Genomic DNA, 25,890 nt, shown 5'->3' on the forward strand with positions numbered 1-25,890 from the left:
TGTGCATGGCAACATATCGCTATACGCAGCCGCCCGGGGCTTGATCGAAGCCGTCTCCGACCGCTTCCCCCGCCCCGCCCGATGCGCGATAAGGATTCATCCCGCCCGGCGCCCTGGCCCGGGCCGCCCCCGCTGACGGACGCGCTGCCGATGACCACCGATCTCGCCGATGCCCTCGCCGCCGCGGCCGCCGACACCGGCGGCCGCTACGACGCCGCCGGGCTGCAGGAGTTGCTGGAGGGCGTGGTCGCTGCGCCCGCGGCGCTGGACGACCGGGAATGGATGGAACTGGCGGTGCCGGGCGCGACCGAGGCCCAGGCCAAGCGTCTGCGCGCTGCAAAAGCCGCAATCGCCGCCGCCCGCCGCCCGGCGGGGCCGAAGCCGGCGGAGCGGCTGGCCACGCTGCGCGGCGTGCTGGCCCGATTGGAGCTCGACGCCTATGTCGTGCCGCATGCCGACGAGCATCAAGGCGAATACCTGCCGGCCCGGGCGGAGCGCCTGGCCTGGCTGACCGGCTTCACCGGCTCCGCCGGCCTCGCCGTGGTCACCGCCGAGCGGGCGGCGATCTTCATCGACGGCCGCTACACCATCCAGGCGCAGCAGCAGACCGACCCGGCGCTGTGGGAGCGGCGGCATCTGCACCAGGAGCCGCATGAGGCGTGGCTGGCCGAGGCGCTGCCGAAAGGCGGCCGCGCCGGCTACGACCCGCGCCTGGTCACCGTCGGCTGGGTCGAGAAGGCCCGCAAGGCCGTCGAGGCCGCGGGCGGCGCGCTGGTCGTGGTCGAGGAGAACCCGATCGACACGCTGTGGACCGACCAGCCGCCGGCCCCGATCTCGCCCACCATCGTCCAGGCGCTGGACGTCGCCGGCAAGGATGCGCGGGAGAAGCGCGCCGAGCTGGCCGAGGTGCTGCGGCGCGACCGGCTGGACGCGGTGGTGCTGAGCGCGCCGGAAAGCGTCGCCTGGCTGTTGAACCTGCGCGGCGCCGACGTGCCGCACACGCCGCTGCCGCTGTCCTTCGCCGTGCTGCATGCCGACGGGCTGGTCGACCTGTTCATCGACCGGCGCAAGCTGGTGCCGGGCGTCGACACCCATCTCGGCAACGAGGTGGCGATCCAGCCGCCCGCCAGCCTGGGCCAGGCGCTGGAGGGGCTGGGCCGCGCCGGCAAGACGGTGCGGATCGACGCCGGCTCGGCCAGCGCCTGGGTGCATGACCGGCTGAAGGGCGCCAGGGTCGATGTCGGCGCCGACCCCTGCGCCCTGCCCCGAGCCCGCAAGAACGCGGTCGAGCTGGAGGGCACCCGCGAAGCCCATCGCCGCGACGCCGCCGCGGTCAGCCGCTTCCTGGCCTGGCTGTCGCGCGAGGCGCCGTCCGGCGCGCTGGACGAGGCGAGTGCCGCGGCCCGGCTGCTGGAGTTCCGCGTCGCCACCGGCGCGCTGCGCGACCTCAGCTTCGACACCATCTCCGCCGCCGGTCCGAATGCCGCCCTGCCGCATTACCGCTTCAGCGCCGAAAGCAACCGGCGGATCGAGCCGGGCAACGTCTATCTGGTCGACAGCGGCGGGCAGTATCGCGACGGCACCACCGATATCACCCGCACCATCATCGTCGGCACCCCGACCGAAGAGATGCGGCGCAACTTCACGTTGGTGCTGAAGGGCCATATCGCGATCTCGACCGCGCGCTTCCCGAAGGGCACCACCGGGTCGCAGATCGACGCCTTCGCCCGCCGGCCGCTGTGGGAGCACGGCCTCGACTACGACCACGGCACCGGCCATGGCGTCGGCAGCTATCTCAGCGTGCATGAGGGGCCGGCGCGGATCGCGAAGACGCCGAACACGATCGCGCTGGAGCCCGGCATGATCCTGTCGAACGAGCCCGGCTACTACGCCGCCGGCCGCTACGGCATCCGCACCGAGACGCTGGTGGTGGTGCAGCCCTGCGAAGCGCTCAGCGACGAGGCCCGGACCTTCTATGAGTTCGAGACCATCACCTTCGCGCCGATCGACCTGGCCCTGGTCGACGCGGCGCTGCTGACCCCGGACGAGCGCGCCTGGCTGGACGCCTACCACGCCAAGGTGCGCGACATCGTTGGCCCGCAGCTGGAGGGCGAGGACCGCGCCTGGCTGGAGCAGGCGACAAGGCCGGTGGGCTGAGGTTCGTCCCCCATCCTGTCATGCCCGGGCTTGACCCGGGCATTCAGGAATGTCGATGCCGTGCTGGGTAGCCCCTGGATTGCCGGGTCAAGCCCGGCAACGACAGGTGAGGGGGATTGGCAGCGCCCCTACTCCAGCTCCACGCCCTTGGTCTCCGGCAGCATCAGCGTGGCGCCGATGTCGATCACATAGATCACCGCCAGCAGTCCGATCGCCAGGCTGAAGGAGTACTGGGAGGCCAGCGCGCCAACCACCAGCGGGCCGAAGCCGCCGACGCCGCGGCCGAGGTTGAACAGCACGCTCTGCGCCGTCGCCCGCGCCTCGGTCGGGTACAGCTCCGAGATCAGCGCGCCATAGCCGCCGATCATGCCGTTGACGAACAGCCCCATCGCCGCGCCACCCAGCAGCAGCGCCGCCGGCGAGTCGAGCTGGGCGTAGACCACGACCATGATCGCGGCACCGGCCTGGAACAGGATGAAGGTCGGGCGTCGGCCGATCCGGTCGGCGAGATGGCCGAAGGCGCCGATGCCGGCGCACATGCCGAGGATCGTGACCACCGTCCACAGCGCCGATTTGGTCAGGGAATAGCCCATGGCCGTCGACAGATAGGTCGGCAGCCAGATCATCAGCCCGTAATAACCGAAATTCTGCACCGAGCAGAGGATGAAGACGGCGAAGCTGATCCGGGTGCTGCGGGCATCCTTGACCAGCAGCCGCAACGCATTGCCCTGCCGCGGCCGGGCGGCGCGGTCGAGGAACAGCGCCGGCTCGCCGATGGTGCGGCGGACGACGAAGGAGACGATCGCCGGCAAGAGGCCGATCGCGAACATGCCGCGCCAGCCGATCAGCGGCAGAAGCAGCGGCGTCGCCAGCGCCGCGGCCAGCACGCCGGCCTGCCAGCCGAGCCCGACATAGGAGGAGGCGCGGGCCCGGTAGCGGGCGGGCCAGGTCTCCGCCACCAAAGCCATGCCGATGCCGAACTCGCCGCCCAGGCCGAGACCAGCGATGGTGCGGTAGGCCAAGAGGTCCCAATAGCCCTGAGCCAGGGCGCAGAGGCCGGTGAAGACGGCGAAGAGCAGGATGGTCCAGGTCAGCACCCGCACCCGGCCGAGGCGGTCGCTGAGCATGCCGAACAGGATGCCGCCGGCCACCGCGCCGATCAGCGTCGCGGTCACCAGCGAGCCCGATTCGGCCGGGGTCAGGGCGAGCCCGGCGGCGACGGCCGACAGCATGAAGCCGAGGATCAGCAGGTCGAACCCGTCCATGGCGTAGCCGACCGCCGAGGCGATAAGCGCCCGCCGCGCCGTCGCATCGGGCCGATCCGCCGCCACGCCGCCTGCCGCCATCCCGATCTCGGTCGTCGCCATTGCCGTCCCCCGCCTGTTCCCCGAACCGTCCGAGCATTGTTTCAGTTCGATTGCAAGCAAGACCGGTGCCGGGGACGGCGATCGCGCTAGACTGACCACGGAATCGGAGCGAGGACGGCAATGCTGAGCGAGACGCAGAAGAAGCAATACGGGCGCGACGGCTATCTGGTGCTGGACGGCTTCAAGCCGATCGAGGAGATCCGCGCCGTCCGCGCCCGGGCCGAGGCGATCGTCGAGGCCTTCGATCCCGGCGAGACGGTGTCGATCTTCACCACCAAGGAGCAGGAGCGGAAATCCGACGAGTATTTCCTGACCTCTGGCGACAAGGTGCGCTGCTTCTTCGAGGAGGAGGCGTTCGACGGCGAGGGCCGACTGCGCCAGGCCAAGGCGCTGTCGATCAACAAGATCGGCCATGCGCTGCACGACCTGGACCCGGTGTTCGACCGGTTCTCGCGCGATCCGAAGCTGGCGGCGTTGGCCGCCGATCTCGGCCTGGCCGAGCCGCAGATCTGGCAGTCGATGTACATCTTCAAGCAGCCCGGCATCGGCGGCGAGGTGCGCTGGCACCAGGATGCCAGCTTCTTCGAGACCACGCCGCTCAGCGTCACCACCTTCTGGTTCGCGCTGGAGGATGCCGACCGGTCGAATGGCTGCCTGTGGGTCGAGCCCGGCGGCCATCGCGGCCCGCTGCGCGAGCGCTTCCTGCTGGAGGACGGCGCGACGCGGATGGAAAAGCTGGACGCCATGCCCTGGCCGACCGACGCCACCGCCGTGCCGGTCGAGGTCAAGGCCGGCGCCCTGGTCTGCTTCCACGGCCGGCTGCCGCATTACAGCGCGCCGAACAGGTCGCCGGTGTCGCGCCACGCCTACACGCTGCACGTGACCGACGGCCGGACCGTCTATTCGCCCCGGAACTGGCTGCGCCGAGGACCGGAGCTGCCGGTGCGGGGTTTTGCCTGAGGCCACAAAGCCTTGCATCCCGCCGCGAGTTGACTCCATCCTGCCGGCAACAGGTTCCGCAAGGAACCACCGCAAGCTGGGAGGGACCCATGGTCAAGGCTGTGTTGACCGGGACGGACGACCAGGGCGGCGCCGTCGCCATCCCCAAGGGCGACATCGTCTTCATCCGCGAATCCTACCGGTCGGGCGAGATCCCCGGCCGCACCAAGATCGATTTCGGCACCGCCGCGACGGAGCAGGAAGCCTATCTGGTCGACACCCTGACGACGGTGCTGAAGAAGCTCGGCAACGGCGTCGTCGTCGCCCGGCTGACCACGCCGTCGGGCACGCCGGTGCATGTCGTCGCCGCCCGGGTCGAGGGCGTCCGGGCGCCGGAGAGCTGGCATCATCCGAAGGCGCGGACGGTTCTCCTGGCCCGCGGCCGCGAGATCCAGGTGCGCGAGGACCGCGACCTGGTGCTGCGGCGGATCAACGCCGCGCGGCCGGAGCGGGCGAAGCCGGTCGCCTAGCGAGTCCCTGAAAGAAAGACGGGCCGGCTCTCGCCGGCCCGTCTCCTTGCGCACGTAGCATCGATCAGTTCAGGTTGCGCGACCAGGCGTCGACCTGCCGGTCGGCCTCGTCCTTGGCGATGCCATAGCGCTCCTGAATGCGGCCGACCAACTGGTCGCGCCGGCCATCGAGCACGTCGAGGTCGTCGTCGGTCAGCTTGCCCCACTGGACCTTGGCCTTGCCCTTCATCTGCTTCCACTGGCCTGAAATCTGATCCCAGTTCATCGCGAACTCCTGTGGTGAGATGGTCAGGCCCGGATCAGAGCGAGCCCGCTCTCCGGGTCGAGCGCCTTGCGCAGATGGGCCGGGGATTCGGTGACGATCAGCTCCAGCGTCGGCCGTACCCGGGCTTCGGCCAGATGGCCGGCCAGGGCGCTGCCGTCGCGGCGGCCGAGCACCAGATGAACATGCAGCGCCGGCTTGCCTTCGGGCGACACCGCGACGTCGCCGAGCAGCGACGCCACCTCGACCTGCTCCTGCACCGGGATCGGCAGGTATTCCTTCCGCTCCCAGTCGAAATAGCGCAGCTCGGCGTCGCTGAAGGCGCCGATGCCGGTGATCTGGGCCGCCGTCAGCCGCTCCGCCTCGGCGAAGCGCTGCAGGCACTCCATCACCGCCTCCCCGGTCTCGAGGATGACGGCGAAGACCCTCTGGCCGTCGGCCGCGTGCAGTTGCTTGGCGATCATCCGTTGCTCCCGTGGCGCTCGATAGGGCAACGGGGCGGCGGGGAGAGGCGTTCCGCTCAGGACAGGAAGGCGCCGCCGTTGACGTGCAGGGTCTGGCCGGTGATGTAGCGGGCCGAGGGACCGGCGAGATAGCGCACCAGGCTCGCCACCTCCTCCGGCGTGCCGCGGCGGCCCAGCAGTGTGGCGTGGCGGGCATGGTGCGCCGGCTCGCCGCCGCCCGCATGCACGCGCTGGGTGCCGATCAGCCCGGGCACCACGCAGTTCACGGTGATGCCGTCGGGCCCGAGGTCGTGCGCCAGGCCATGGGTGAAGCCGACGATGCCGGCCTTGGCGGTGGTGACATGCACCCGACCGGCCGAGCCGGTGTGGGCCGACATGCCGCCGATGGTGACGATGCTGGCGGCATCCGATGCCTTGAGATGCGGCACCGCCGCCTGCGCCGTCAGGAAAGCGCCGTCCAGGATCACGGCCAGCACCTCGCGCCATTCCGCGAAGCTCATCGTCTCGAACGCCGTCTCGTGGCGGATGGCGGCGTTGCTGACCAGGATGTCGAGCCGGCCGAAGGCCTCGACCGCCGCCGCCACCGTGGCGGCCGCCTGCTCCGGCACCGTCACGTCGGCCAGGTGCAGCCGGGCGCGGCCGCCCTTGGCCTCGATCTCCTGCACCACCGCGGCGGCGAGGTCGGCGGAGCTTTTGGCATGGACCAGCACCGCGGCACCGGCCGCGGCGAGGTCGAGCGCGATGGCGCGGCCGATGTTACGGGCGGCGCCCGTGACGATGGCGGCGCGGCCCTCAAGTTCCCGGGTCATGGCGAGGTCCTCAGGGCGTGGGGATGGGGATGGGCAGTGTCGGCCGGCCGCGACGCAGTTTCCACCGGTCGGTCCGGGCGGACGAAGAAGGCGAGCACGATGCCGAGCCCGAGCAGCGCGATCGACACCAGGAACGGCGGGCGGTAGCTGCCGGTGGCGTCGAGGATGGCGCCGAAGGCTACCGGCGAGACCAGGGCGGCCACCCCGGCCGCGGTGCTGACGAAGCCGCTGGCGATGCCGGCGAAGTGTGGCGCGATGTCCAGCGGCACGGCCCAGATCGGCGCCTCGGTCATCTCCAGGAAGAACAAACCGAGGGCGAGGCAGCCGGCGATCAGGGCCTGGCTGTGGATGAACAGCACGCCGCTGAGGCAGACCAGCGAACAGGTGAAGCCCAGCAGCATGGTGTTGCGCCGGGCGCGGTTGACGTCGCCGGTGCGCTGAAAAATCCGGTCGGTGACCAGGCCGCCGACGGTGTCGCCGACCATGCCGGCGATGAAGATGATGCTGGAGAGCACGGCCGAATCCTTCAGGTCGAAGCCGTACTCCCCGACGAAGAAGCTGGGCAGCCAGGACAGGTATAGCCACAGCGTCCAGGCGTGGCAGAAAAAGGCCAGCGTGACCGGCGCCACGCGTGGGATCAGCCGCCGCCAGGGCACATCGATGCGGCTGCCGACCGCGCGGTCATGCACCGGCAGCGCGGCCAGTTCCTCCGGTGTCACACCCCCGTGCGTGCGCGGATCGTCGCGGAAATAGGTCCACCAGGCGACAACCCAGAGAAAGCTGACGATGCCGAGCGCGATGAAGGCGCCGCGCCAGCCGAACAGCGGGATCATCGCCACCACCACCGGCGGCGTCGCCGCGGCGGCGAAGCGGGCGGAGGTGTGGGTGAAGCCCTGGGCGAAGCCGCGCCGGGCCTTCGGCACCCAGCGGCCGATGGCGCCGGTGGCGGTCGGGATCGTCCCGGCCTCGCCGATGCCGACCACGAGGCGGGCGGCGATCAGGCTCCACAGCCCGCCGGCGAAACCGGCCGCCACCGTGCCGGCCGCCCAGAACAGGCCGCTGATCGACAGCATGCGCCGGGCGCCGATGCGGTCGCCGAGATAGCCGGAGATGATCTGGAACAGGGCGTAGCAATAGCCGAAGGCGCCGAGCGCCAAGCCGAGCTCGGTGTTGGAGAGATGCAGCTCGCCCCTGATCAGCGGCGCCGCGATCGAGAGGTTCACGCGGTCGACATACATGATGAAGTACATCAGGCAGAGCAGGATGAAGACCCTGCCCGTGGCGCCCTTGAAGGCCCGGAAGATCATGGCTCGTCCTCCCTAAGGGATTGCCCGGCCGTTCTTCGTCTTGGTCTTGGCCGGCATGACGGGGTGGCGGCGCCGGAGCAGCCCGGCGCCGACAAGGGATCAGGCCGTCTGGGCCATCCGGGCGATGTCGCCGGCATCGGCGACGGATTCGAGGTCCCAGCACGCCCGGAGCAGCTCGGCAGCGCCGGCATCGCCATGCACCGGCTGCACCAAGTCGGCGAACTTCGCGTCGAGGTCGCGGTCGGTCATCGGCCGGGCGACGCTGCCGATGGCGTGGTCGACCCGCTTCTGCAGCACCCGCCCGTCCTTCAGCGTCACCGTGACCGCGACGGCGTCGGCCGGCATCGCCGGGTCGATCGCCGCCGTCACCCGGTCGCGGAGGGCCACGACCCGCGGGTCCCGCACCCGCTCGTCGCTGTATTGCGGCTCACCCGCCCGGCCGTCGATGATGGCGACGGCCGCCGAGTGGTAGACGCTGAACTTGCCGTCCAGCCCGGTCTTCGGCGTCTTCTTGCCGGTCAGCTCCAGCACCAGCGGATGGACCCTCAGCGCGATGCGGCCGATATCCGTCGACAGCAGCCCGTGCTCGTTGCGCAGCTGCACGCAGCCGTCGATCGCCGGATGGATGACGATGCCGCAGGCGAAGGGCTTGTAGCTGTTCAGCAGGATCTCGTTGCGCGTCCCGAGCTCACCCGTGATCTCGTCATAGTTCCGATGCGTGCTGGTGACGTTGGCCCAGCCGCGCTTGGCCTCGATCCCCTGCTCCGAGCTGGTGTAGCCGCGCTGGGCCAAGAGCGCCGCGGTCAGGCCGTTCTGCGCCGCCCGGCCGGGATGGAAGCTCTTGCTCATGGTGCCGAACATCTCGCGCAGGCCGACCGGCTGGGTCGCGGCGAGGCCGAGCGCCCAGACCATGCGCTGCTCGTCGAGGCCCAACAGCTTGCCGGCCGCCGCGGCCGCGCCGAACACGCCGGCGGTGCCGGTGATGTGCCAGCCGACATGGTAGTGGTCGGGATAGACGGCGTTGCCGATGCGGCATTCGACGTCGACGCCGAGCACCAGGGCATTGAGGAAGTCGCGGCCGCTGACCGGCTGCAGCTCGGCCAGCGCCAGGATCGCCGAGGCCACCGGCCCGGCCGGGTGGATCACCGTCTTCAGATGGGTGTCGTCGAAGTCGAAGACATGCGAGCTGATGCCGTTAATCAACGCCGCGTGCAGCACGTCCATCCGCTCGCTCCGGCCGAGGATGCCCGCCTGGGGCGGCCCGCTGAACGGCCCCAGCGCATCGATCGCGATCGACACCGCCTCGTGCCGGGCGGAGCCGACGGCGCAGCCGAGCCAGTTCAGGAAGGTCCGCAGCCCCTCATGCCGGACATCCGCCGGCAGATCCTCGTAGCGGGCGGTGACGAGATGCTGCGCCAGCAGGCGTGTCACCGGCGGCGGCAGCTCGACGGAGGCGGATGACGGGCCGTGGTCCACGGCCGTGGCGGTGCTCATGCTCGGTCTCTCTCGTCTCTGGGTCGCTTGGGGCCGGCGCGGATCGTGCCGCCGAAGGGTCTCTGGAAGCGGCCCTCTGAATTACATATTGTCGACAATGTTGCAATCGGCAATATGCATTCCCAAATCCGGTCGGGTGATCTACGGTGCACCCATGACATCGCCCCTCGCCTCCCCGCTGGAGCTGCTGCGCTCCCTCACCCTGTCCGGCCTGGTGCAGGAGGAGATCCTGCGCCGCATCAAGTCCGGGGAGATCGCCGCCGGCTCGCGCCTGAACGAGCTGGAGCTGTCGCAGCATTTGCAGGTCAGCCGCGCCCCGGTGCGCGAGGCGCTGCGGGCGCTGCAGGAGGCGGGGCTGGTGCGGCTGGAGAAGAACCGCGGCGTCTTCCTGCGCGAGCTTTCGGACACCCAGGTGGCGGAGCTGTACGCCCTGCGCGCCACGCTGGACGAGATGGCCGGCCGCCTGCTGGCGCCGAAGATCGGCGAGGCCGGGATCCTGGAGCTGAAGCAGCTGCTGGCGGCGCTGGAGAGCGCGTCGATCCGCGATGGCGTGAACGGCTACTTCCCGCTCAACATCGCCTTCCACGACCGGCTGGTGGAGATGACCGGCAACGCCACGCTGCTGGAGATGTACCGCCAGGTGGTGAACCGGATGCATCTGGTGCGGCGGCGCAGCTTCGCCACCGCCGGCAGCAGCGCTGCCTCGCATGCCGAGCACCGCCAGATCCTGGAGGCGCTGCAAACCGGCGACCCGCAGGCGGCCGGCGCCGCCATGCGCGCCCATGTCGAGGGCGGCTACGCCCGCAACATCCTGGCCCGGGCCCATGACCCGGCCGATCCCGACCATGATCCCGCCATCGTCGCCGGCCCGGCGCCGCGACGCCGCCCCGCTGCCCGGAAGGCATAGACCCCATGACCACCATCGCCCTGCCCGCCGCCGGCCATGCGGTCGCGGAGCAGCTCGGCCGCTGGATCGCCGGCACCGAGGCGCGCGCCTTGCCCGACGAGGCGGTGGCCACCGCTCGCCGGCTGCTGCTGGACGTCGCCGGGCTGTGCGTCGCCGGCCGGCGCGAGGACTATATCGCCGCCACGCTGCTGGCGACCGACGGCATCGGCGCCTGCACCGCGCTGGGCCATGCCCGGCCGCTGACCGCCTTCGACGCGGCGCTGGTCAACGGCACCGCCGCCCATGGCGAGGATTACGACGACACCTTCGAGGGCGGCCCGGTCCATTCCGGCGCGGTGATCGTGCCGGCGGTGCTGGCCGCCTGCGAGCGCGAGCAGCTCGGCGGCGAGGCGCTGCTGCGCGGCATCGCGGTGGGGGCGGAGCTGATGTGCCGGCTGGCGCTGGTGGCGCCCAAGGCCATCCATGGCGCCGGCTTCCACCCGACCGCGGTGCTGGGCGCACTGGCCGCCGCCGGGGCGGTCGCGGCCAGCCTGGAGCTGCCGCCCGACCAGGCGGCGTCGGCACTGGGCATCGCCGGCAGCATGGCCGCCGGCATCATCGAATACCTGGCCGAGGGCACCTCGACCAAGCGCATGCATGCCGGCTGGGCCGCCCAGTCCGGCCTGCGCGCGGCGCTGACGGCCCGCGGCGGCTTCGCCGGCCCGCGCACGGTGCTGGAGGGGGGGCACGGCTTCTACAAGGCTTTCGCGCCGTCGCGTCCACCGGACTTTGCGCCGCTGCTGGACGGGCTGGGCCGGGACTGGGCGATGGCCGGCATCGCCTTCAAGCCCTATGCCTGCGGGACCATGACCCAGCCCTTCATCGACTGCGCCATCCGGCTGGCGCAGCAGGGCGTGCGGGCCGAGGAGATCCTCTCGATCACCTGCAATGTCGGCGAGGGCACGGTGCACCGGCTGTGGGAGGATCTGACGGTGAAGCACCGGCCGCCTACGCCCTATGCCGCCAAGTTCAGCACGCCCTTCTGCATGGCGGTCGGCTTCTTCGACGGGCGCGCCGGCTTCGGCCAGTTCACCGAGGCCCGCATCCACGACCCGCAGGTGCTGGCCCTGGCCGCCAGGATCCGCTACCGCATCGACCCGGCGGACGAGTATCCGCGAAACTTCACCGGCCATCTCGCCGCCACGCTGGCCGACGGGCGGGTGGTGGAGATCCGCCAGCCGCATCTGCGCGGCGGCGCCCGCGAGCCGCTGAGCGACGCCGAGTTGGAGGCCAAGGCGCTGGACAATCTGCGCTATGGCGGCTGGGACGACGACCTGGCCGAGGCCGCCCGGCGCTGGTGCCGCGACGCCTTCGGCGCCGCCAACCTGTCGGGGCTGGCCGCGTTCCGGCGCGAGAGCTAGCCCGGCTACAGGTCCACCCGCCGGATCCGGGCGCCGCAGCGGCGCAGCCGTTCGACCAGGTTGTCGTAGCCGCGGTCGACATGCTCGACCCCGTGCAGCGTGCTGGTGCCCCGGGCGCCCAGCGCCGCGATCAGCAGGCCGGCGCCGGCGCGGATGTCGGTCGCCGTCACCTCCGCCCCGTGCAGCGCCGGCACGCCGCGGATCACGGCGTGGTTGCGCACCACCCGGATGTTGGCGCCCATGCGCTGCAGCTCCGGCACATGGCGGAAACGGTTCTCGAACAGGGTCTCGGTGGCCATCGCCGCGCCCTCGGCGCAGGACAGGAGCGCCATGGCCTGGGGCTGCAGGTCGGTGGCGAAGCCGGGATAGGGCTGGGTCATGATGTCGACGCCGACCAGCCCGCCGGCGCCGCGCCGGGCGGTGACCACGCCGCCGGCCGATTCGATCTCGATCCCCGCATCCTCGAACACCGGCAGGGCGGCGCTCAAGAGTTCGGTGGAGGCGCCGGCCAGGCGCAGCTCGCCGCCGGTGGCCGCAGCGGCGCAGACCAGGGTGCCGAGCTCGATCCGGTCCGGCAGCACGTCATAGGTGGCGCCGTGCAGCCGGTCGACGCCGGTGATGTGCAGCGTGTCGGTGCCGATGCCGTCGATGCGGGCGCCCATCGCCGCCAGGCAGCGGGCGAGGTCGGTGACCTCCGGCTCCCGCGCGGCATTGGTGATGCTGGTCTCGCCCTTCGCCAGCGTCGCCGCCAGCATCAGGTTCTGGGTGGCGCCGACCGAGGGGAAGGGCAGCACGATGGCGGCGCCGCGCAGCCCGCCCGGCGCGCTCAGCACCACCTCGCCGCCCTCGATCTCGGCGGTCGCCCCCATCTGGCGGAAGCCGGCGAGGTGGAAGTCGACCGGCCTGAGGCCGATGGCGTCGCCGCCCGGCAGCGGCAAGGCGATCCGGCCCAGCCGGGCCAGCGCCGCGCCGGCGATCAGGAACGAGGCGCGCATGCGGGCGACCAGCGCCGAATCGACCCGGCCGGTGCCGAAGCCGGCGCCGCCCATGGTGCCGGCCAGGGCCGGGCCGCCCTCGTCCCACGACACCTCGCAGCCGAGCTCCGCCAGGATGCCGGCCAGGATGGCGACGTCGAGGATGCGCGGCAGGTTGCGCAGCGTCAGCCGCTCGTCGGTCAGGGCGGCGCAGACCATCAGCGGCAGCGCCGCGTTCTTGGCGCCGGCGACGGCGATCTCGCCCCTGAGGGGCACGCCGCCGTCGATCTCCAGCCGGCCGGCCGCGGAGGCGGTCCACCACGGGGCGGCCCGGCGGAAGGACACGACATTTGCACGCGACATGGGCACCCGGCTCCGCAACCTTGATCAGGACATCGTCATCGCCGGGATAGCACGACCGGGTATGCGGTGGTCCAGCCGGAACCGGAACGAGTCAGGATCCGGAAGGTCGGGAGAAGCCGGTTGCCAGCTGGTGCGCCCAGTCGGGACGGCCGTTCTCCGCCGCCCGGCGGACGGCGCGGTCGTGATCGTAGGGGATGGCGATCAACTCGGCCGCGACCTTGTCGCCGTCCAGCTCCAGCATGGCGTAGCGGGCGGCGGGCGATCCCGATTCGGAGACATGGGCCGGCGGCGTCGGATCGTCATAGGCCGGGGCGCCGATGCTGCCGGGGTTGAGGATCCAGCGCCCGTCCGGCAGGCGCAGCAGCCATGGCAGGTGGCTATGGCCGCACAGCACGACCCGAGCGGAGACACCAGCCAGCCGCGCGGCGATGGCGTCGGCCGGGGCCCGCACCAGCCGGCCGGCCTCGATATCCTCCAGCAGATAGGCGTTGTCATCGTCCGGCCTGGCATGGAAGGCGGTGATGCCGCCCGGCAGCTCCAGCTGCATCGGCAGGGCGCCGAGCCAGGCCCGGCCGGCGGCGTCGAGCGCGTGGCGGGCATAGCCGTCGGAGGTGGTCAGCGGCTCGTCGCGGTCCTCCCAGACCCAGCGGTCATGGTTGCCGCGCACGGTCGGCCAGCCCTTCGCGACCAGCAGGTCCAGCGTCTCGCGCGGCCACAGCGGGCCGGAGACGCAGTCGCCGAGATGGACGATGCCATCGGCGCCGCGGCGGCCGAGATCGGCCAGCACTGCCTCCAGGGCCGGGAGATTGCCATGGATATCGGCGAGGACAGCGAGGCGCACGCGGAACCTTCGGCGAGAGGCGGGACGGCCACGATGCCGCCCCGGCCCGTCGAAGGGAAGCCTACTCCGCCAGCGCCTGCTCGCGCTTGCGCGTGATCGCCGGCACCAGCATCGCCAGCAGCAGGATCGCCACCACCGCCAGCAGCACCGCGCTGATCGGATGGGTCAGGAACACGGTGAAGTCGCCGTCGGACAGCAGCATGGCGCGGCGGAAGTTCTCCTCCAGCTGCGGCCCCAGCACCAGGCCGAGCAGCAGCGGTGCCGGCTCGGCCTTCACCTTGACGAAGAAGTAGCCGACCAATGCGAAGCCCAGCATCAGCCAGACATTGAACATGCTGTTGGCGATGCCGTAGGTGCCGATGCAGCAGAACAGCACGATGGCCGGGAACATCAGCCGGTAAGGGATCTTCAGCATCGAGATCCAGATCCCGATCATCGGCAGGTTGATCACCAGCAGCATCAGGTTGCCGACCCACATGCTGGCGACCACGCCCCAGACCAGCTGCGGCTGCTCGGTCATGATCTGCGGCCCGGGCTGGATGCCGTGCATCATCAGCGCCCCGATCATCAGCGCCATCAGGGCGTTGGAGGGGATGCCGAGCGTCAGCAGCGGGATGAAGCTGGTCTGCGCCCCGGCGTTGTTCGCCGCCTCGGGCCCGGCCACGCCCTCGATCGCGCCCTTGCCGAAGCGGCTCGGGTCCCGGGCCAGCTTCTTCTCCATGGCATAGGCGGTGAAGGGCGGCAGCGCCGCCCCGCCCCCGGGCAGCACGCCGAGGAACGAGCCGATGGCGGTGCCGCGGACCATCGCCGGGAAGGCTTGGCGCAGCTCGGCCCAGCGGGGCATCAGGTCGCGCACCCTGCTGCTGACCAGCTGGCGCGGCTGCGGCCGGTCGAGATTGGCCATGATCTCGCCGAGGCCGAACAGCCCCATGGCGATCGGCACGAAGTCGAGCCCGTCGCCGAGCTCCGGAATGCCGAAGGTCAGGCGCGAGGCGCCGGAGGAGACGTCGATGCCGACGATACCGAGCAGGAGGCCGACCACCACCATCGCCAGAGCCTTGGCCACCGAGCCATGCGCCAGGATCACCGCCGCGATCAGGCCGAGCACCAGCAGGCTGAAATACTCGACCGCGGTGAACTGCAGCGCCAGCGCCGCGAGCGGCAGGGCCAGCAGCGCGATCACCACCGTCGCCACCGAGCCGGCGAAGAAGGAGGAGATGGCGGCGATGGCCAGCGCCAGCCCGGCCTTGCCCTGGCGCGCCATCTGGTGGCCGTCGAGGCAGGTGACGACCGATGACGTCTCTCCCGGCACGTTGACCAGGATCGCCGTGGTCGAGCCGCCGTACTGCGCGCCGTAGAAGATGCCGGCGAGCATGATGAAGGCCGAGGAGGGATCCAGCCCGAAGGTAAAGGGCAGCAGCAGCGCCACGGTCGGGATCGGCCCGATGCCGGGCAGCACGCCGATCGCGGTGCCGATCAGCACGCCGAACAGGCAGTACAGCAGGTTCTGCCACTGCAGCGCCGTGGTCAGGCCGAGCAGCAGGTTGTCGAACAGGTCCATGGCGTCCCTGGAATACGGCCTAGAAGCGCGGCCAGACCGGCACCGGCAGGTCCAGCAGCAGCACGAACAAGATCACCGCGGCGGCGCTGAGCCCGACGGCGAAGACGACGGTCTCGCGCAGCCGCGTCTCCCGGCTGGCGAGGCCGGCGACGACCACGGTGGCGAAGGCGGCGATGGCCAGCCCGGCCTTGGCGGCGAGCAGGGCGAAGACGGCGACGGCGGCGAGGATGCCGAGGATCGGCCGCAGCTTCGGCACCTCGACTCCTTCGCCGCCGATCGCCAGGCTGCGCAGGGCGAAGACGAGGCCGAAGCCGGCGGCGCCGATCGACAGCACCCGCGGCATGAAGCCCGGCCCCATATCGGCCGGGCTGCCGAAGCTGAGCTTGCGGGTGGCGACCAGGACGACGGCCGCCACCACGCAGAGGAAGAGGCCGAACAGCAGGTCCGGCCAGTTGATGCGCGTCACCCCGTCACTCGCCCTTGATGCCGGCGTCGGCGATCACCTTGCCCCAGGCCTCGGTGTTGGTGGCGAGCCAGGAGCCGAGCTCCGCCGGCGGGCCGGCGACCACCCGGCCGCCCTGCTGGGCGATCCGCTCCGCCACCTCCGGCTGCTTCAGGATCTCGCCGAGCGCCGTGTTCAGCTTCTCGACCAGGGCCGGCGGCGAGCCGGCGGTGGTCAGCAGGCCCTGCCAGGACCCGACATCGGCGGAGGGCAGCTTGGCCTCGGTGAAGGTCGGGAGGTCCGGCGCGCTGGCGATGCGGGCCTGGCCGGTCACCGCGATGCCACGGAGCTGGCCGTTGGCGACGAAGGGCAGGGTCGCGGTGGCGCCGTTGATGATGACCTTGCTCTCGCCCGACACCACGGCCTGGGTGGCCGCCGAGCCGCCGCGATAGGGCACGGTCTTCCACTGGATGCCGAGATCCTTGGCCATGGCGACGGCGGTGATGTGGTTGACCCCGCCGATGCCGGAATTGGCTACCGCCAGCTTGCCCGGATTGGCCTTGGCATAGTCGACCAGCTCGGCCGCCGTGTTGACCGGCAGGTCCTTGTTCACCGCCAGCACATAGGGCACGAACATGATCATGCCGACCGGCGCCAGATCCTTCAGCGGATCGTAGGACAGGTCGCTGAACAGGCCCGGCGCGGTGGCGATCGAGCCGACATCGGCCAGCAGCAGCGTGTGCCCGTCCGGGTCGGCCTTGGCCACGGCGTCGGCGCCGATATTGCCGGCGGCGCCCGGCTTGTTCTCGACCACCACGGTCTGGCCGATCGCCTGGGACAGCTGCGGCGCGATGATCCGCGCCAGCGTGTCGGAGGTGCCGCCCGGCGCGTAGGGGACGATGATGCGGACGGTGCGTTCGAAATTCTGTGCGGATGCCGAGCCGGCGGCTCCGAGCATCGCGAAACCGGCGGCGAGCGCGAGCGCGCTGCGTCTGGTGATCATGATTGGTCCTCCCCCTGATGAATCGTCTCGGTCGCTCGTCTTGCAGCGGGCTTATGCGGACGGTACGGAGGACACCGATCCTACTCCAGGTCTAATGCGGCATGGATCGATGCGCGATGCGCATCGATCCGGAGTCCCGTCACGGAATGACGGCGCTTGCCCGCCCGGCCGGGCTCGCGTCTGATGGCGGCAAACGGACAAGGGGAGAGAGACGCGGTGGACATCCTGGACGAGAGCTTCCTATCCCCTGCCCTCGACCCGCGCCTGGCCTGGACCAATCCGCCGCCGGATTGGTCGATCGGGCCGGAGGGCCTGCGGCTGCGCACCGCCGCCGGGACCGATTTCTGGCAAGGCACGCATTACGGCTTCCGGGTCGACAACGGCCATGTGCTGGCGCTGCCGGTGGCCGGCGACTTCGTGATGGAGACGGCGGTGCGCGGCAATCCCGTGCACCAGTACGACCAGGCCGGGCTGATCGTGCGGCTGTCGCCCGAAAGCTGGATCAAGACCTCGGTCGAGTTCGAGACGGCAGCGCACAGCCGCCTCGGCGCCGTGGTCACCAATGCCGGCTGGTCCGACTGGTCGACCCAGGACGTGCCGACCCGGCCGGGCGGCGCGATCGGCTTCCGAATCCGCCGCACCGGCGCCGACTACATCGTCGAGGCGGCGCCGGAGGGCGAGGATCGCTGGGTGCAGCTGCGCATCGCCCGGCTGCACGCCGATGACGGCACCGGCCCGGTCCTGGCCGGCCTCTACGCCTGCAGTCCGAAGGCCGCCGGCTACGAGGCACAGTTCGCCCATCTGCGGATCACGCGGCGATAGACGGGCGCCAACACAGGCGGAGAGGAGAGGCAGGACACGCTCAGGATATTGTTTTATGGTAGTTATTGGTACCGACTTTAGGGAGTTCCCCTGGTGGCGCGGAACACATCGATCTCGCTCGGCGATCACTTCGCCACCTTCATTGACGCTCAGGTGCAAAGCGGCCGGTACGGCTCGGCCAGCGATGTTGTCCGCGCCGGGCTGCGCCTTCTGGAAGAGCATGAAGCGAAGGTGAAGGCGTTGCAGGACGCGCTTATCGCGGGCGAGGCGTCAGGCGAACCGCAGCCCTTCGATAGCGAGGCGTTTCTGGCCCGGATGCGGGCAACGCATGCGCGGTAAGCTCTATCGGCTCACGCCGCTGGCGGAAGCTGATCTGGAGGAAATCTGGCTCTACACGCTTCGCAACTGGTCAATCGAGCAGGCGGATAGCTACCACCGTGATCTCGTTGCGGCGTTGGAGGGGCTGGCGTCGGGCCGGAAGCTCGGGCGGAAGGTTGATGTGCATCCCGGCTATCTGAAATACGCCGTCGGGGCGCATATCGTCTATTTCCGGGAGGTCGATGTCGGGATCGTCGTTGTGCGGGTTCTGCATGGGCGGATGGATGTGCGGCGGCACTTGTGAGCCGCCGTGAGAAGGTCGACCGGTGAGGACCGGTTATCCAAGCAATCCGCGGATCACTCAGAGGAGTGTTGCGTGTCGCGCACCGTGCAGAAGCCTGGCTCGAAGGGGAGCCTGAAGTGGATTCAGCGGGCGGTCGGAGAGCGCTGGCCCGGTCTCGACGATCCGATTTTGGCCAGGATCCCGAGAGCCCGGTCGATCGAGTGGCGATCCCCTCTCGTCACGGACGATTATGCGGAGTATCGGGACGAGGACTTTCTCAACCGATTGGACATCGGCCATCTCGCCGCGGAACTGCGCGACTTCTGGCCGAGCCGCGGCCCGCAATGGGATGCACTCGGCCGAACCGATACCGGGCAACTGCTTCTCGTCGAGGCCAAGTCGCATGTCGCCGAGATGTGCTCCCCCGGCACGGCCGCGGCCACGGCCTCCAAGGAACGGATCACGGCTCGGTTGAAGGAGGTCGCCGGGACGCTCGGCGTCCGAAGCAACGGCGCGGCCTGGACCGACTTCTTCTACCAGTTGGCCAACCGGCTGGCGCACCTCCAGTTCTTGAGAGACCAGGACCAACCCGCCTATCTCGTCCTGGTGAACTTCCTCAACGACGCCGAGATGGACGGGCCGGAGACTCCTGAGGCCTGGGAGGCCGCCTATGAGGTCGCGTTCCACGTCATGGGGCTGCCCAGGCGGCACAAGCTGAGCCGCTACGTCATCGAGGTGTTTCCCGACGTGGCCGGCGCGAAGGACGCCAACACGCCCGCATAGGGCTTCGGCCGCGGCGGGGCGTAGCCGCCGATCTTGGCGGTGCGCAGGCCGAGCCGGGCCAGGCCTTCGACCAGGGTGACCGCGGCGGCGACACCGTCGACCACCGGCACGCCGTGCCGCGCCGAGAGCCGTGCGACCAGGTCGGCCATGCCGGCGCAGCCCAGCACGATCGCCTCGGCCCGGTCGGCCTGCAGCGCCGCGGCGATCTCGGACGAGATCCGCTGCTCGGCATCCGAGTCCGGGCGCTCTAGGTCCAGGACCGGGATCTCCGCCGCCCGCACCCGGGCGCAGCGGGCGGCCAGGCCATAGCGCTGGAGGTTCGCCTCGATCACAGGGATCGAGCACGCCAGCGTCGTCACCACCGAGAAGCGGCCGGCCAGAAGAGCGGCGACATGGAAGCCGGCCTCGCCGATGCCGACCACCGGCGCCTTTGCCAGGCTGCGGGCGGCGTCCAGCCCGGTGTCGTCGAAGCAGGCGATGACATGGCCGGCGACGCCCCGCGCCTCGCCGCGGGCGATCTCCTGCAGCAGGCCTGGCACCGCCAGGGCGCCGTCGACCCAGCCCTCGATCGAGGCCGGGCCCATCTCCGGATTCACCGCGGTGACCCATGTGCCCGGCGCCGCGACGGCCGCGGCGGCGACGCCGATCTTGGCGGTCATGCCCGCCGTGGTGTTCGGGTTGACGACGAGGATCTCCATGCCGGTCACACCAGCCCCTTCCCGGCGTCGGTGCCGTGGCGGGTGCGGCGGCGGCGCAGCACCGCCATCAGGGCGAGCGCGGTCAGCACCACCGCCAGCGACACCGCCGTGGTCACCGTGCCGAGAGCGTAGATCTCCGGCGTCGTCACCGTGGTGGTCAGGCCCTGCAACTCCAGCGGCAGCGTGTTCTGCTCGCCGATCGCCTGGGACGACCGGGCGATCTCGTCCCAGGACAAAGTGAAGCCGAACAGGCCGACCCCGACCACGCTGGCGCCGATGATCGGCAGCACGACATGGCGGAAGCTCTGCCAGGACGAGGCGCCGAGATCCCGCGCCGCCTCCTCGTAGCGGCGGTCGAAGCGATTGAAGACCGCGAACATGATCAAGAGTCCGAAGGGCATGGTCCAGGTCAGATGCGCGCCGAGGCCGGAGCGGAACAGGCCCATCGCCGTGGTGAATTCGTCGTTGATCCAGGCGATGTCCCAGCTTTCGCCAAAGGCTTTGATCGCCTCGTCGAGCAGGCGGAATTCGAGCGCGATGCCGAGCGAGACCACGATCGACGGCATGATCAGGCTGGCGATCGCGGTGTAGAACAGCGCCGACTGGCCCGGGAATCGGCGGCGGAAGGCCAGGCCCGCCAGCACCGAGAAGGCCATGGTCAGCACCATCACGACCAGGCCGAGCTTGAGCGAGCGCCAGAAGGCGGCACCGATGTCGACCACGCCCATGCCGGCCCACAGCTTCTCGAACCAGAAGGTCGAGACGCCATTCATCGGGAAGGTCAGCCCGCCCTGCGGCCCCTGGAAGGACAGCACGAAGATGGTCAGCGTCGGGCCGTAGAGGAACAGCACGAACAGGGCGAACACGGCGGCCAGGACGTAGAAGGAGAGAGGACGGCCTTCGCGCATCGCTCAGAGTTCCTTCCGGATGTCGACCAGCCGGGTCAGGGCGACGATGATCATGATCACCACGGCCAGCAGGATCACGGCGTTGGCCGCCGCGGCCGGGAACTGCAGGTAGCTGAGCTGGACCTGGATCACCTTGCCGACCGAGGCGATCTGCTGCCCGCCCATGACGCCGACGGTGACGAAGTCGCCCATCACGATGGTGACGACGAAGATCGAGCCGATGACGATGCCCGGCTTGCACAGCGGCACGATCACATTCCACAGGATCTGCCAGCCGCTGGCGCCGGCATCGGTCGCGGCCTCGATCAGCGACCGGTCGATGCGCAGCATCGAGTTCAGGATCGGTACGATCATGAACACGGTGAACAGGTGGACGAAGGCCAGCACCACCGAGAATTCGGAGTAGAGCAGCCCGTCGATCGGCCGGTCGATCACGCCGAGGCCGAGCAGCCCCTGGTTGACCAGCCCGTTGCGGCCGAGCAGCGGGATCCAGGAGATCATCCGGATCACGTTCGAGGTCCAGAACGGGATGGTGCAGAGCAGGCACAGCACGATCTGCATCGCCGTGCTGCGGACATGGAACACCAGGAAATAGGCGATGGTGAAGCCGAGGCCGAGGGTGATGGCCCAGACCGTCGCCCCGATTTTCAAGGTCGAGAGATAGGTCTTGAAGGTGGTGCACAGGTCGGGGAGCGAGGTCAGGCAGCCGTCGAACGCCTCGACATAGTTGCGCAGCGTGAAGTCCGGCACGATCGAGTATTCGGTGTAGTCCCAGAAGCTGACCACCACCGTGACCGCCAGCGGCAGCACGAAGAACAGCAGGAACACCAGCATCATCGGCGCCGCCTGCAGGAACGCCGGCAGCCGCCCGGAAGATTGGGTCCGGGGCGCCGCGGCGGAGCGGGCGGGTGCGTCTTCCGCGGGGATGGCGGTCATGCTGCCTCTCGGATCATACGGCGGCGAGCCCCCTCACCCTCCCGGCCTACGGCCGGGCCCCTCCCTCTCCCCGAGGCGAGGGAATCACCTCTCCTCCGGGGAGAGGTCGAAATCGCGCAGCGATTTCGGGTGAGGGGGTGGTCACGGTGGCGCTCAGCGCTCTACGCGGCGATGAAGGCGTTCCACTTGCGGATCATATAGTCGTTCTCATCCATCACCGCGTTCCAGCAGGCGACGCCGCCCATGCGCTGGCCGTAGGAGCCGCCGTCGCGCACCGCGCCGGCCTTCTCCATCACCGTGCCGTCCGGCGCCTTGATGTCCTGGGCCGCCGGCTTGCCCTCCATCCAATAGGCCCATTCGTACGGCTCCATATTAGCCTTGGCCGTCTCCAGCACCGCCGAATAGTAGCCCTGGCGGTTGAGATAGGCGCCGGCCCAGCCGGACAGGAACCAGTTGATGAAGTCGTAGGCGGCGTCGAGCTTCTTGTCCTTCAGCGTCTTCGGCAGGCCGAAGCCGGAGGCCCAGGCGCGGTAGCCCTCCTTCAGCGGCTGGAAGGTGCAGGCGATGCCCATCGAGCGCACCTTGGTCACGGCCGGCGACCACATCGACTGGATCACCGTCTCGCCCGAGGCCATCAGGTTCACGCTCTCGTTGAAATCCTGCCAGAAGGCGCGGAACTGGCCGGCCTGCTTGGCCTCGGTCAGCACCTTCATGGTCAGGTCGATCTCCTCCTTCGTCATATTGCCCTTGTCGGCATAGGTGTGGAGGCCGGCCGATTCCACGACCATGGCCGCGTCCATGATGCCGATCGACGGGATGTTCAGGATCGAGGCCTTGCCCTTGAACTCGGGGTTCAGGAGCTCTTTCCAGCTCTCGACCGGCCGGCCGATCAAATCGGGCCGGATGCCGAGTGTGTCGGCGTTGTAGGTGGTCGGGATCAGGGTGATCCACTCGGTCGGCTCGGCGGCGAAGGTCTTGCCGTTCTTCTCGGGCAGATAGAACACCTTCTTCGGCGCGGTGCCCTGGTCGCCGATTTTCTTGCCGTTCAGCTCGCCCTTGGTGAACACGGTCGAGATCTGGTCGACGTACTTGATCCGCTTCGCGTCCATGCCCTGCAGGTTGCCGGAGGGCAGCAGCTTCTTCAGCGAGAAGTATTCGCTGTCGACCAGATCGAAGGAGTTCGGCTGGGTGACGATGCGCTTGGTCACCTCGTCGGTCGTCACCGGCACGTATTCGATGGTGATGCCGAGATCCTCCTTCGCCTTCCGGGCGATGTCGGCGCTCTGGTTCACCGCGGTGCCGAGATAGCGCAGCGTCACCGGCTCGGCGGCGATGATCGCCGGGAAGCCGGTGATGGCGCGGCTGCCGACCAGCGCGCCGGCGGTCGCCGCCGTGGTCTTCAGCAGGGTGCGGCGGGACAGGCCGCACAGGATCTTGTTCGGGGTATCCGCCATGGTGAGCCTCCGTCAGTGTTGGGGGCGATGGTCGCCGCGCCCCGCGGCGTCGAGGGGATGGATGTCCTGGTCGGCCCAGGCGACGGCGACGCGGTCGCCCGGCGCCACCGGGTCGGCGAAGAAGTCGGCCTCGGGCAGCCAGGCCAGCATGTCCGGCGCCAGGTCGCAGCCGAAGGCGACATGGACGGTGGCGCCCTGGTACTCGACCCCCTGCACCACCGCCTCGACCTGGCCGGGCGGCAGCCCGCCGCCGTTCAGGCGGGACAGCCGCAGCCGGTCGGCGCGCAGCGTCGCCAGACGGCCGCCGAGGGTGACGACATTGTGGCCGCCGATGAAGCGGGCGACGAATTCGGTGGCCGGACGGGTGAAGAGATCCTGCGGCGGGCCCGCCTGCTCGATCCGGCCGCCCTTCATCACCACCGCCAGGTCGGCCAGCGCCATCGCCTCCTCCTGGCTGTGGGTGACGTGGATGAAGCTGATGCCGAGCTCCGCCTGCAGCCGCTTCAGCTCGGCCCGCATCTTGATCCGCAGGAAGGGGTCGAGGGCTGAGAGCGGCTCGTCCAGCAGCAGGATCTGCGGCTGGGTGATCAGCGCCCGGGCCAACGCCACGCGCTGCTGCTGCCCGCCCGACAGCTGCGCCGGCAGGCGCTCGCCATAGGCTTCCATCGCCACCAGGGCCAGCAGCTCCGCCGCCTTGGCCCGCCGCTCGGCCTTCGCCACGCCGCGCATCTTCAGGCTGAAGGCGACGTTGTCGGCGACCGAGAGATGCGGGAACAGGGCGTAGGACTGGAACATCATCGCCGTACCGCGCCGGGCCGGCGGCCGGTCGGTGACGTTGGCCGTGCCGAGGATGATGTCGCCGTCCGACACCGCCTCATGCCCCGCGACCATGCGCAAGGTCGAGGTCTTGCCGCAGCCGGAGGGGCCCAGCAGGCAGCAATAGGTGCCGGCCGGAATCTTCAGGTCGATGCCGTCCACGGCGACGGTGCCGCCGTAGCGCTTGGTCACCTTCACCAGCTCGAGATCTGCGCCGCGCATCCGCTCTCCCTTTCGGGACAACGAAGGTGCAAGCGCCGTGCCAAGCGCCCGATGCCGCGATTCCACCTCGCGGGAGAGCGTCGGGTGCCGGGCAAACGCCTATGCTTTGGGCATATGCATACGGAAGAGCCGAAGATTGTGCACAATTCTGGATCAACAAGAATACAATCTTGAGCCCCGTCGATCTGCGTGGGATGGTGGGCCGGACGAGTCGCGGCCACGCCGCGCCGGAGCGGAAGAATGGACACGATCGAGACCGTCGGCACCCTGGCCGGAATCCGCGACATCCCCGACCGCGGCGCGCGGTCGGCGGCGATCTACCGCTCGATTCTGGACGCAATCGTCGAGCACCGGCTGCCGCCGCGCACCAAGCTGTCGGAGGACGAGATCGGCACCGCCTTCGGCGTCAGCCGCACCATCGTGCGCTCCGCCCTGCAGGCGCTGGCGCATCAGCACATGGTGGTGATCGAGAAGAACCGCGGCGCCTTCGTTGCGGCGCCCACGGTCGAGGAAGCGCGCGAGGTGTTCGAGGCCCGCCGCACGCTGGAGGCCGCGATCGCCCGCCGCGCCGCCGAGCGCACCGTGCCGGCCGACATCGAGCGGCTGGAGCGGCACCTGGCCGAGGAGGCCGAGGCGCTGCGCCGGGGCGACCGGCCGCGCGCCATCCAGCTCTCCGGCCTGTTCCATCTCGGCATCGCCGAGATCGCCCGGCAGCGGGTGATGGAGCGGTTCCTGCGCGAGCTGGTGTCGCGCGCCTCGCTGGTCATCGCCCTCTACGGCCGCAGCGGCGCCTCGGCCTGCGGCAACACCGAGCATGAGGCGATCCTGCAGGCCCTGGCCCGGCACGATGCCGACGGCGCCGGCGCCGCCATGCTGGCCCATCTGACCCATATCGAGCAGGATCTCGACCTCGCCCCGGCCGAAGCCGGGCCTGTCGACCTCGCGGCAGTGCTGCGGGGGCGATAGCCGTCCGGGCGCCTGTCCAGATGCGTTCGACTCTACGGATGGGCCGGTGCCGCCCCCTCACCCGCCAGCGCGATGCGCTGTCGACCTCTCCCCGAGGGAGAGACAAGAACTCCCTCTCCTCGGGGAGAGGGAGGGACCCGACGCCGTAGGCGGCGGGAGGGTGAGGGGGTGGCGCCGCCTCACTCCAGCGAGATCATCGCGGCGCGCCGGCTGGTGACCTGGTCCCGCGCCTTGGCCTCGGAGGCCGCCTTGGCGCGCCTGTGCTCGCGATGCATTTCGAGCAGGTCGGCAATCCAGCCGCCCGGCCGGAAGGCCTCGACCGCCATCGGGTGCCAGTCGTCATAGGCGGCGCCCGCCCGGTTCACCATCGACACGCCGAACACCGTCTCGCCCGCGGACGACAGATGGGCCTCGCCATGGCTGTCCCCGCGCTGGTCCGGATGCAGCGACCGCTCCTTGAAGGTGATGCCATAGCGCCGCCCGCGATAGGCGAAGTCGACGGCGAAGTCCTTCATGTGGTCGACGACCATATCGAGAGCGGTGAAGTCCGGCGGGACCGGCTTGGCGTGGCATGACCAGGCGGCGAAGCGGCGGGCGTCCCAGACCAGCGCGCACAGCGCCTCGCCGATGCCGCTGCTCTCCATGAACTGCTGCGCCTCGGCGACCTTAGCCCGGTCGGCCGCAGTGCACGCAAGGCAATTGTCGCGCTCCTCCCGCTCGAGCTCCCCGGCCTTCTGCCGGAACTCGTCGACCAGGGACCGCCACTTCTCCAGATGAGCGTTTCCCAACGCAGCCTCCTTCTTGGCCACATCACAGGATGGTGCGCCTATTTCGCGCGAATGCAAGGGCTTGGGTGCCGATGGT

27 protein-coding genes are annotated in these 25,890 nt (G+C 70.1%); 10 read left to right on the forward strand and 17 right to left on the reverse strand.

What is annotated here, in order from left to right:
- The first annotated feature begins 150 nt into the window (after positions 1-150).
- Positions 151-2,157, forward strand: coding sequence for an aminopeptidase P family protein (locus FFK22_RS31235; RefSeq protein WP_138891771.1), 2,007 nt, complete (start codon positions 151-153; stop codon positions 2,155-2,157).
- A gap of 128 nt (positions 2,158-2,285) precedes the next feature.
- On the opposite strand, the gene FFK22_RS31240 is transcribed toward FFK22_RS31235, so the two are convergent.
- Positions 2,286-3,524: an MFS transporter gene (locus FFK22_RS31240; RefSeq protein ID WP_221938990.1), complete on the reverse strand. Its 1,239-nt coding sequence runs from the start codon at positions 3,522-3,524 to the stop codon at positions 2,286-2,288.
- A 120-nt stretch (positions 3,525-3,644) separates the two neighbouring features.
- On the opposite strand from FFK22_RS31240, the gene FFK22_RS31245 reads away from it, so the two are divergent.
- Positions 3,645-4,484, forward strand: a complete 840-nt coding sequence (locus FFK22_RS31245) for a phytanoyl-CoA dioxygenase family protein (protein ID WP_138891770.1) — start codon at positions 3,645-3,647, stop codon at positions 4,482-4,484.
- Between the two features lie 89 nt (positions 4,485-4,573).
- Complete coding sequence (locus tag FFK22_RS31250) at positions 4,574-4,993, forward strand: hypothetical protein (protein WP_138891769.1); 420 nt, start codon at positions 4,574-4,576, stop codon at positions 4,991-4,993.
- Between the two features lie 64 nt (positions 4,994-5,057).
- Here the strand turns inward: FFK22_RS31250 and FFK22_RS31255 are convergent, their stop codons facing one another.
- From FFK22_RS31255 to FFK22_RS31275, 5 genes are all read right to left on the reverse strand, one after another.
- On the reverse strand, positions 5,058-5,258 hold the full coding sequence (locus FFK22_RS31255; protein WP_138891768.1) for a CsbD family protein: 201 nt from the start codon (positions 5,256-5,258) through the stop codon (positions 5,058-5,060).
- A gap of 23 nt (positions 5,259-5,281) precedes the next feature.
- Positions 5,282-5,719 carry a PPC domain-containing DNA-binding protein gene (locus FFK22_RS31260; protein ID WP_138891767.1) on the reverse strand — a complete coding sequence of 146 codons (438 nt, stop codon included), beginning with the start codon at positions 5,717-5,719 and terminating at the stop codon, positions 5,282-5,284.
- A gap of 56 nt (positions 5,720-5,775) precedes the next feature.
- Positions 5,776-6,528, reverse strand: a complete 753-nt coding sequence (locus FFK22_RS31265; RefSeq protein ID WP_138891766.1) for an SDR family NAD(P)-dependent oxidoreductase — start codon at positions 6,526-6,528, stop codon at positions 5,776-5,778.
- The gene (locus FFK22_RS31270; RefSeq protein ID WP_138891765.1) at positions 6,525-7,835 is read right to left on the reverse strand and encodes an MFS transporter; all 1,311 of its coding nucleotides are present in this window, start codon (positions 7,833-7,835) and stop codon (positions 6,525-6,527) included. The genes FFK22_RS31265 and FFK22_RS31270 overlap by 4 nt, the downstream gene beginning before the upstream one ends.
- 99 nt (positions 7,836-7,934) lie before the next feature.
- Positions 7,935-9,329 carry an MmgE/PrpD family protein gene (locus tag FFK22_RS31275; RefSeq protein ID WP_138891764.1) on the reverse strand — a complete coding sequence of 465 codons (1,395 nt, stop codon included), beginning with the start codon at positions 9,327-9,329 and terminating at the stop codon, positions 7,935-7,937.
- A 154-nt stretch (positions 9,330-9,483) separates the two neighbouring features.
- Between FFK22_RS31275 and FFK22_RS31280 the strand changes: the two genes are divergently transcribed.
- Complete coding sequence (locus tag FFK22_RS31280) at positions 9,484-10,236, forward strand: FCD domain-containing protein (RefSeq protein WP_138891763.1); 753 nt, start codon at positions 9,484-9,486, stop codon at positions 10,234-10,236.
- A 5-nt stretch (positions 10,237-10,241) separates the two neighbouring features.
- Positions 10,242-11,636: an MmgE/PrpD family protein gene (locus FFK22_RS31285; RefSeq protein ID WP_138891762.1), complete on the forward strand. Its 1,395-nt coding sequence runs from the start codon at positions 10,242-10,244 to the stop codon at positions 11,634-11,636.
- Positions 11,637-11,641: 5 nt separating this feature from the next.
- Here FFK22_RS31285 and murA read toward each other — a convergent pair whose 3' ends face one another.
- The 5 genes from murA to FFK22_RS31310 all read right to left on the reverse strand — a co-directional run bounded on the left by murA (position 11,642) and on the right by FFK22_RS31310 (position 16,820).
- Positions 11,642-12,973, reverse strand: a complete 1,332-nt coding sequence (gene murA, locus FFK22_RS31290) for a UDP-N-acetylglucosamine 1-carboxyvinyltransferase (protein WP_138891761.1) — start codon at positions 12,971-12,973, stop codon at positions 11,642-11,644.
- A 91-nt stretch (positions 12,974-13,064) separates the two neighbouring features.
- Positions 13,065-13,814 carry a metallophosphoesterase gene (locus tag FFK22_RS31295; protein WP_138891760.1) on the reverse strand — a complete coding sequence of 250 codons (750 nt, stop codon included), beginning with the start codon at positions 13,812-13,814 and terminating at the stop codon, positions 13,065-13,067.
- Positions 13,815-13,875: 61 nt separating this feature from the next.
- Positions 13,876-15,375 carry a tripartite tricarboxylate transporter permease gene (locus tag FFK22_RS31300; RefSeq protein ID WP_138891759.1) on the reverse strand — a complete coding sequence of 500 codons (1,500 nt, stop codon included), beginning with the start codon at positions 15,373-15,375 and terminating at the stop codon, positions 13,876-13,878.
- A gap of 19 nt (positions 15,376-15,394) precedes the next feature.
- Positions 15,395-15,841, reverse strand: a complete 447-nt coding sequence (locus FFK22_RS31305; protein ID WP_138891758.1) for a tripartite tricarboxylate transporter TctB family protein — start codon at positions 15,839-15,841, stop codon at positions 15,395-15,397.
- A 4-nt stretch (positions 15,842-15,845) separates the two neighbouring features.
- Positions 15,846-16,820 carry a tripartite tricarboxylate transporter substrate binding protein gene (locus FFK22_RS31310; RefSeq protein WP_138891757.1) on the reverse strand — a complete coding sequence of 325 codons (975 nt, stop codon included), beginning with the start codon at positions 16,818-16,820 and terminating at the stop codon, positions 15,846-15,848.
- A 216-nt stretch (positions 16,821-17,036) separates the two neighbouring features.
- Here FFK22_RS31310 and FFK22_RS31315 point away from each other — a divergent pair, with 216 nt between their 5' ends.
- From FFK22_RS31315 to FFK22_RS31330, 4 genes are all read left to right on the forward strand, one after another.
- On the forward strand, positions 17,037-17,642 hold the full coding sequence (locus FFK22_RS31315) for a DUF1349 domain-containing protein (RefSeq protein WP_221938991.1): 606 nt from the start codon (positions 17,037-17,039) through the stop codon (positions 17,640-17,642).
- A 93-nt stretch (positions 17,643-17,735) separates the two neighbouring features.
- Positions 17,736-17,981, forward strand: a complete 246-nt coding sequence (locus FFK22_RS31320) for a type II toxin-antitoxin system ParD family antitoxin (RefSeq protein ID WP_221938992.1) — start codon at positions 17,736-17,738, stop codon at positions 17,979-17,981.
- On the forward strand, positions 17,971-18,264 hold the full coding sequence (locus FFK22_RS31325; RefSeq protein WP_138891754.1) for a type II toxin-antitoxin system RelE/ParE family toxin: 294 nt from the start codon (positions 17,971-17,973) through the stop codon (positions 18,262-18,264). Before FFK22_RS31320 ends, FFK22_RS31325 begins: the two co-directional genes overlap by 11 nt.
- Before the next feature lie 72 nt (positions 18,265-18,336).
- A complete protein-coding gene (locus tag FFK22_RS31330; RefSeq protein ID WP_138891753.1) occupies positions 18,337-19,026 on the forward strand; it encodes a hypothetical protein in 690 nt (229 codons plus the stop codon).
- On the opposite strand, the gene FFK22_RS31335 is transcribed toward FFK22_RS31330, so the two are convergent.
- The 5 genes from FFK22_RS31335 to FFK22_RS31355 form a co-directional block, all read right to left on the reverse strand.
- Positions 18,966-19,724: an aspartate/glutamate racemase family protein gene (locus FFK22_RS31335; RefSeq protein WP_138891752.1), complete on the reverse strand. Its 759-nt coding sequence runs from the start codon at positions 19,722-19,724 to the stop codon at positions 18,966-18,968. The two genes, FFK22_RS31330 and FFK22_RS31335, sit on opposite strands and share 61 nt — an antisense overlap.
- A 5-nt stretch (positions 19,725-19,729) precedes the next feature.
- Complete coding sequence (locus tag FFK22_RS31340) at positions 19,730-20,632, reverse strand: ABC transporter permease (RefSeq protein WP_138891751.1); 903 nt, start codon at positions 20,630-20,632, stop codon at positions 19,730-19,732.
- 3 nt (positions 20,633-20,635) lie between these two features.
- Positions 20,636-21,568, reverse strand: coding sequence for an ABC transporter permease (locus tag FFK22_RS31345; protein ID WP_138891750.1), 933 nt, complete (start codon positions 21,566-21,568; stop codon positions 20,636-20,638).
- 161 nt (positions 21,569-21,729) lie between these two features.
- Positions 21,730-23,022 (reverse strand): PotD/PotF family extracellular solute-binding protein, encoded by a 1,293-nt coding sequence (locus FFK22_RS31350; RefSeq protein WP_138891749.1) that lies wholly within the window; start codon positions 23,020-23,022, stop codon positions 21,730-21,732.
- Between the two features lie 12 nt (positions 23,023-23,034).
- Positions 23,035-24,060 (reverse strand): ABC transporter ATP-binding protein, encoded by a 1,026-nt coding sequence (locus FFK22_RS31355; protein ID WP_138891748.1) that lies wholly within the window; start codon positions 24,058-24,060, stop codon positions 23,035-23,037.
- A gap of 240 nt (positions 24,061-24,300) precedes the next feature.
- Between FFK22_RS31355 and FFK22_RS31360 the strand changes: the two genes are divergently transcribed.
- A complete protein-coding gene (locus FFK22_RS31360) occupies positions 24,301-25,026 on the forward strand; it encodes a GntR family transcriptional regulator (protein ID WP_138891747.1) in 726 nt (241 codons plus the stop codon).
- Positions 25,027-25,205: 179 nt separating this feature from the next.
- Here FFK22_RS31360 and FFK22_RS31365 read toward each other — a convergent pair whose 3' ends face one another.
- Complete coding sequence (locus FFK22_RS31365; protein ID WP_138891746.1) at positions 25,206-25,814, reverse strand: hypothetical protein; 609 nt, start codon at positions 25,812-25,814, stop codon at positions 25,206-25,208.
- Positions 25,815-25,890: the final 76 nt, after the last annotated feature.

The organism is Mycobacterium sp. KBS0706 (genome assembly GCF_005938675.2).
In the GTDB taxonomy this organism is placed as follows: Bacteria; Pseudomonadota; Alphaproteobacteria; order DSM-16000; family Inquilinaceae; genus Inquilinus.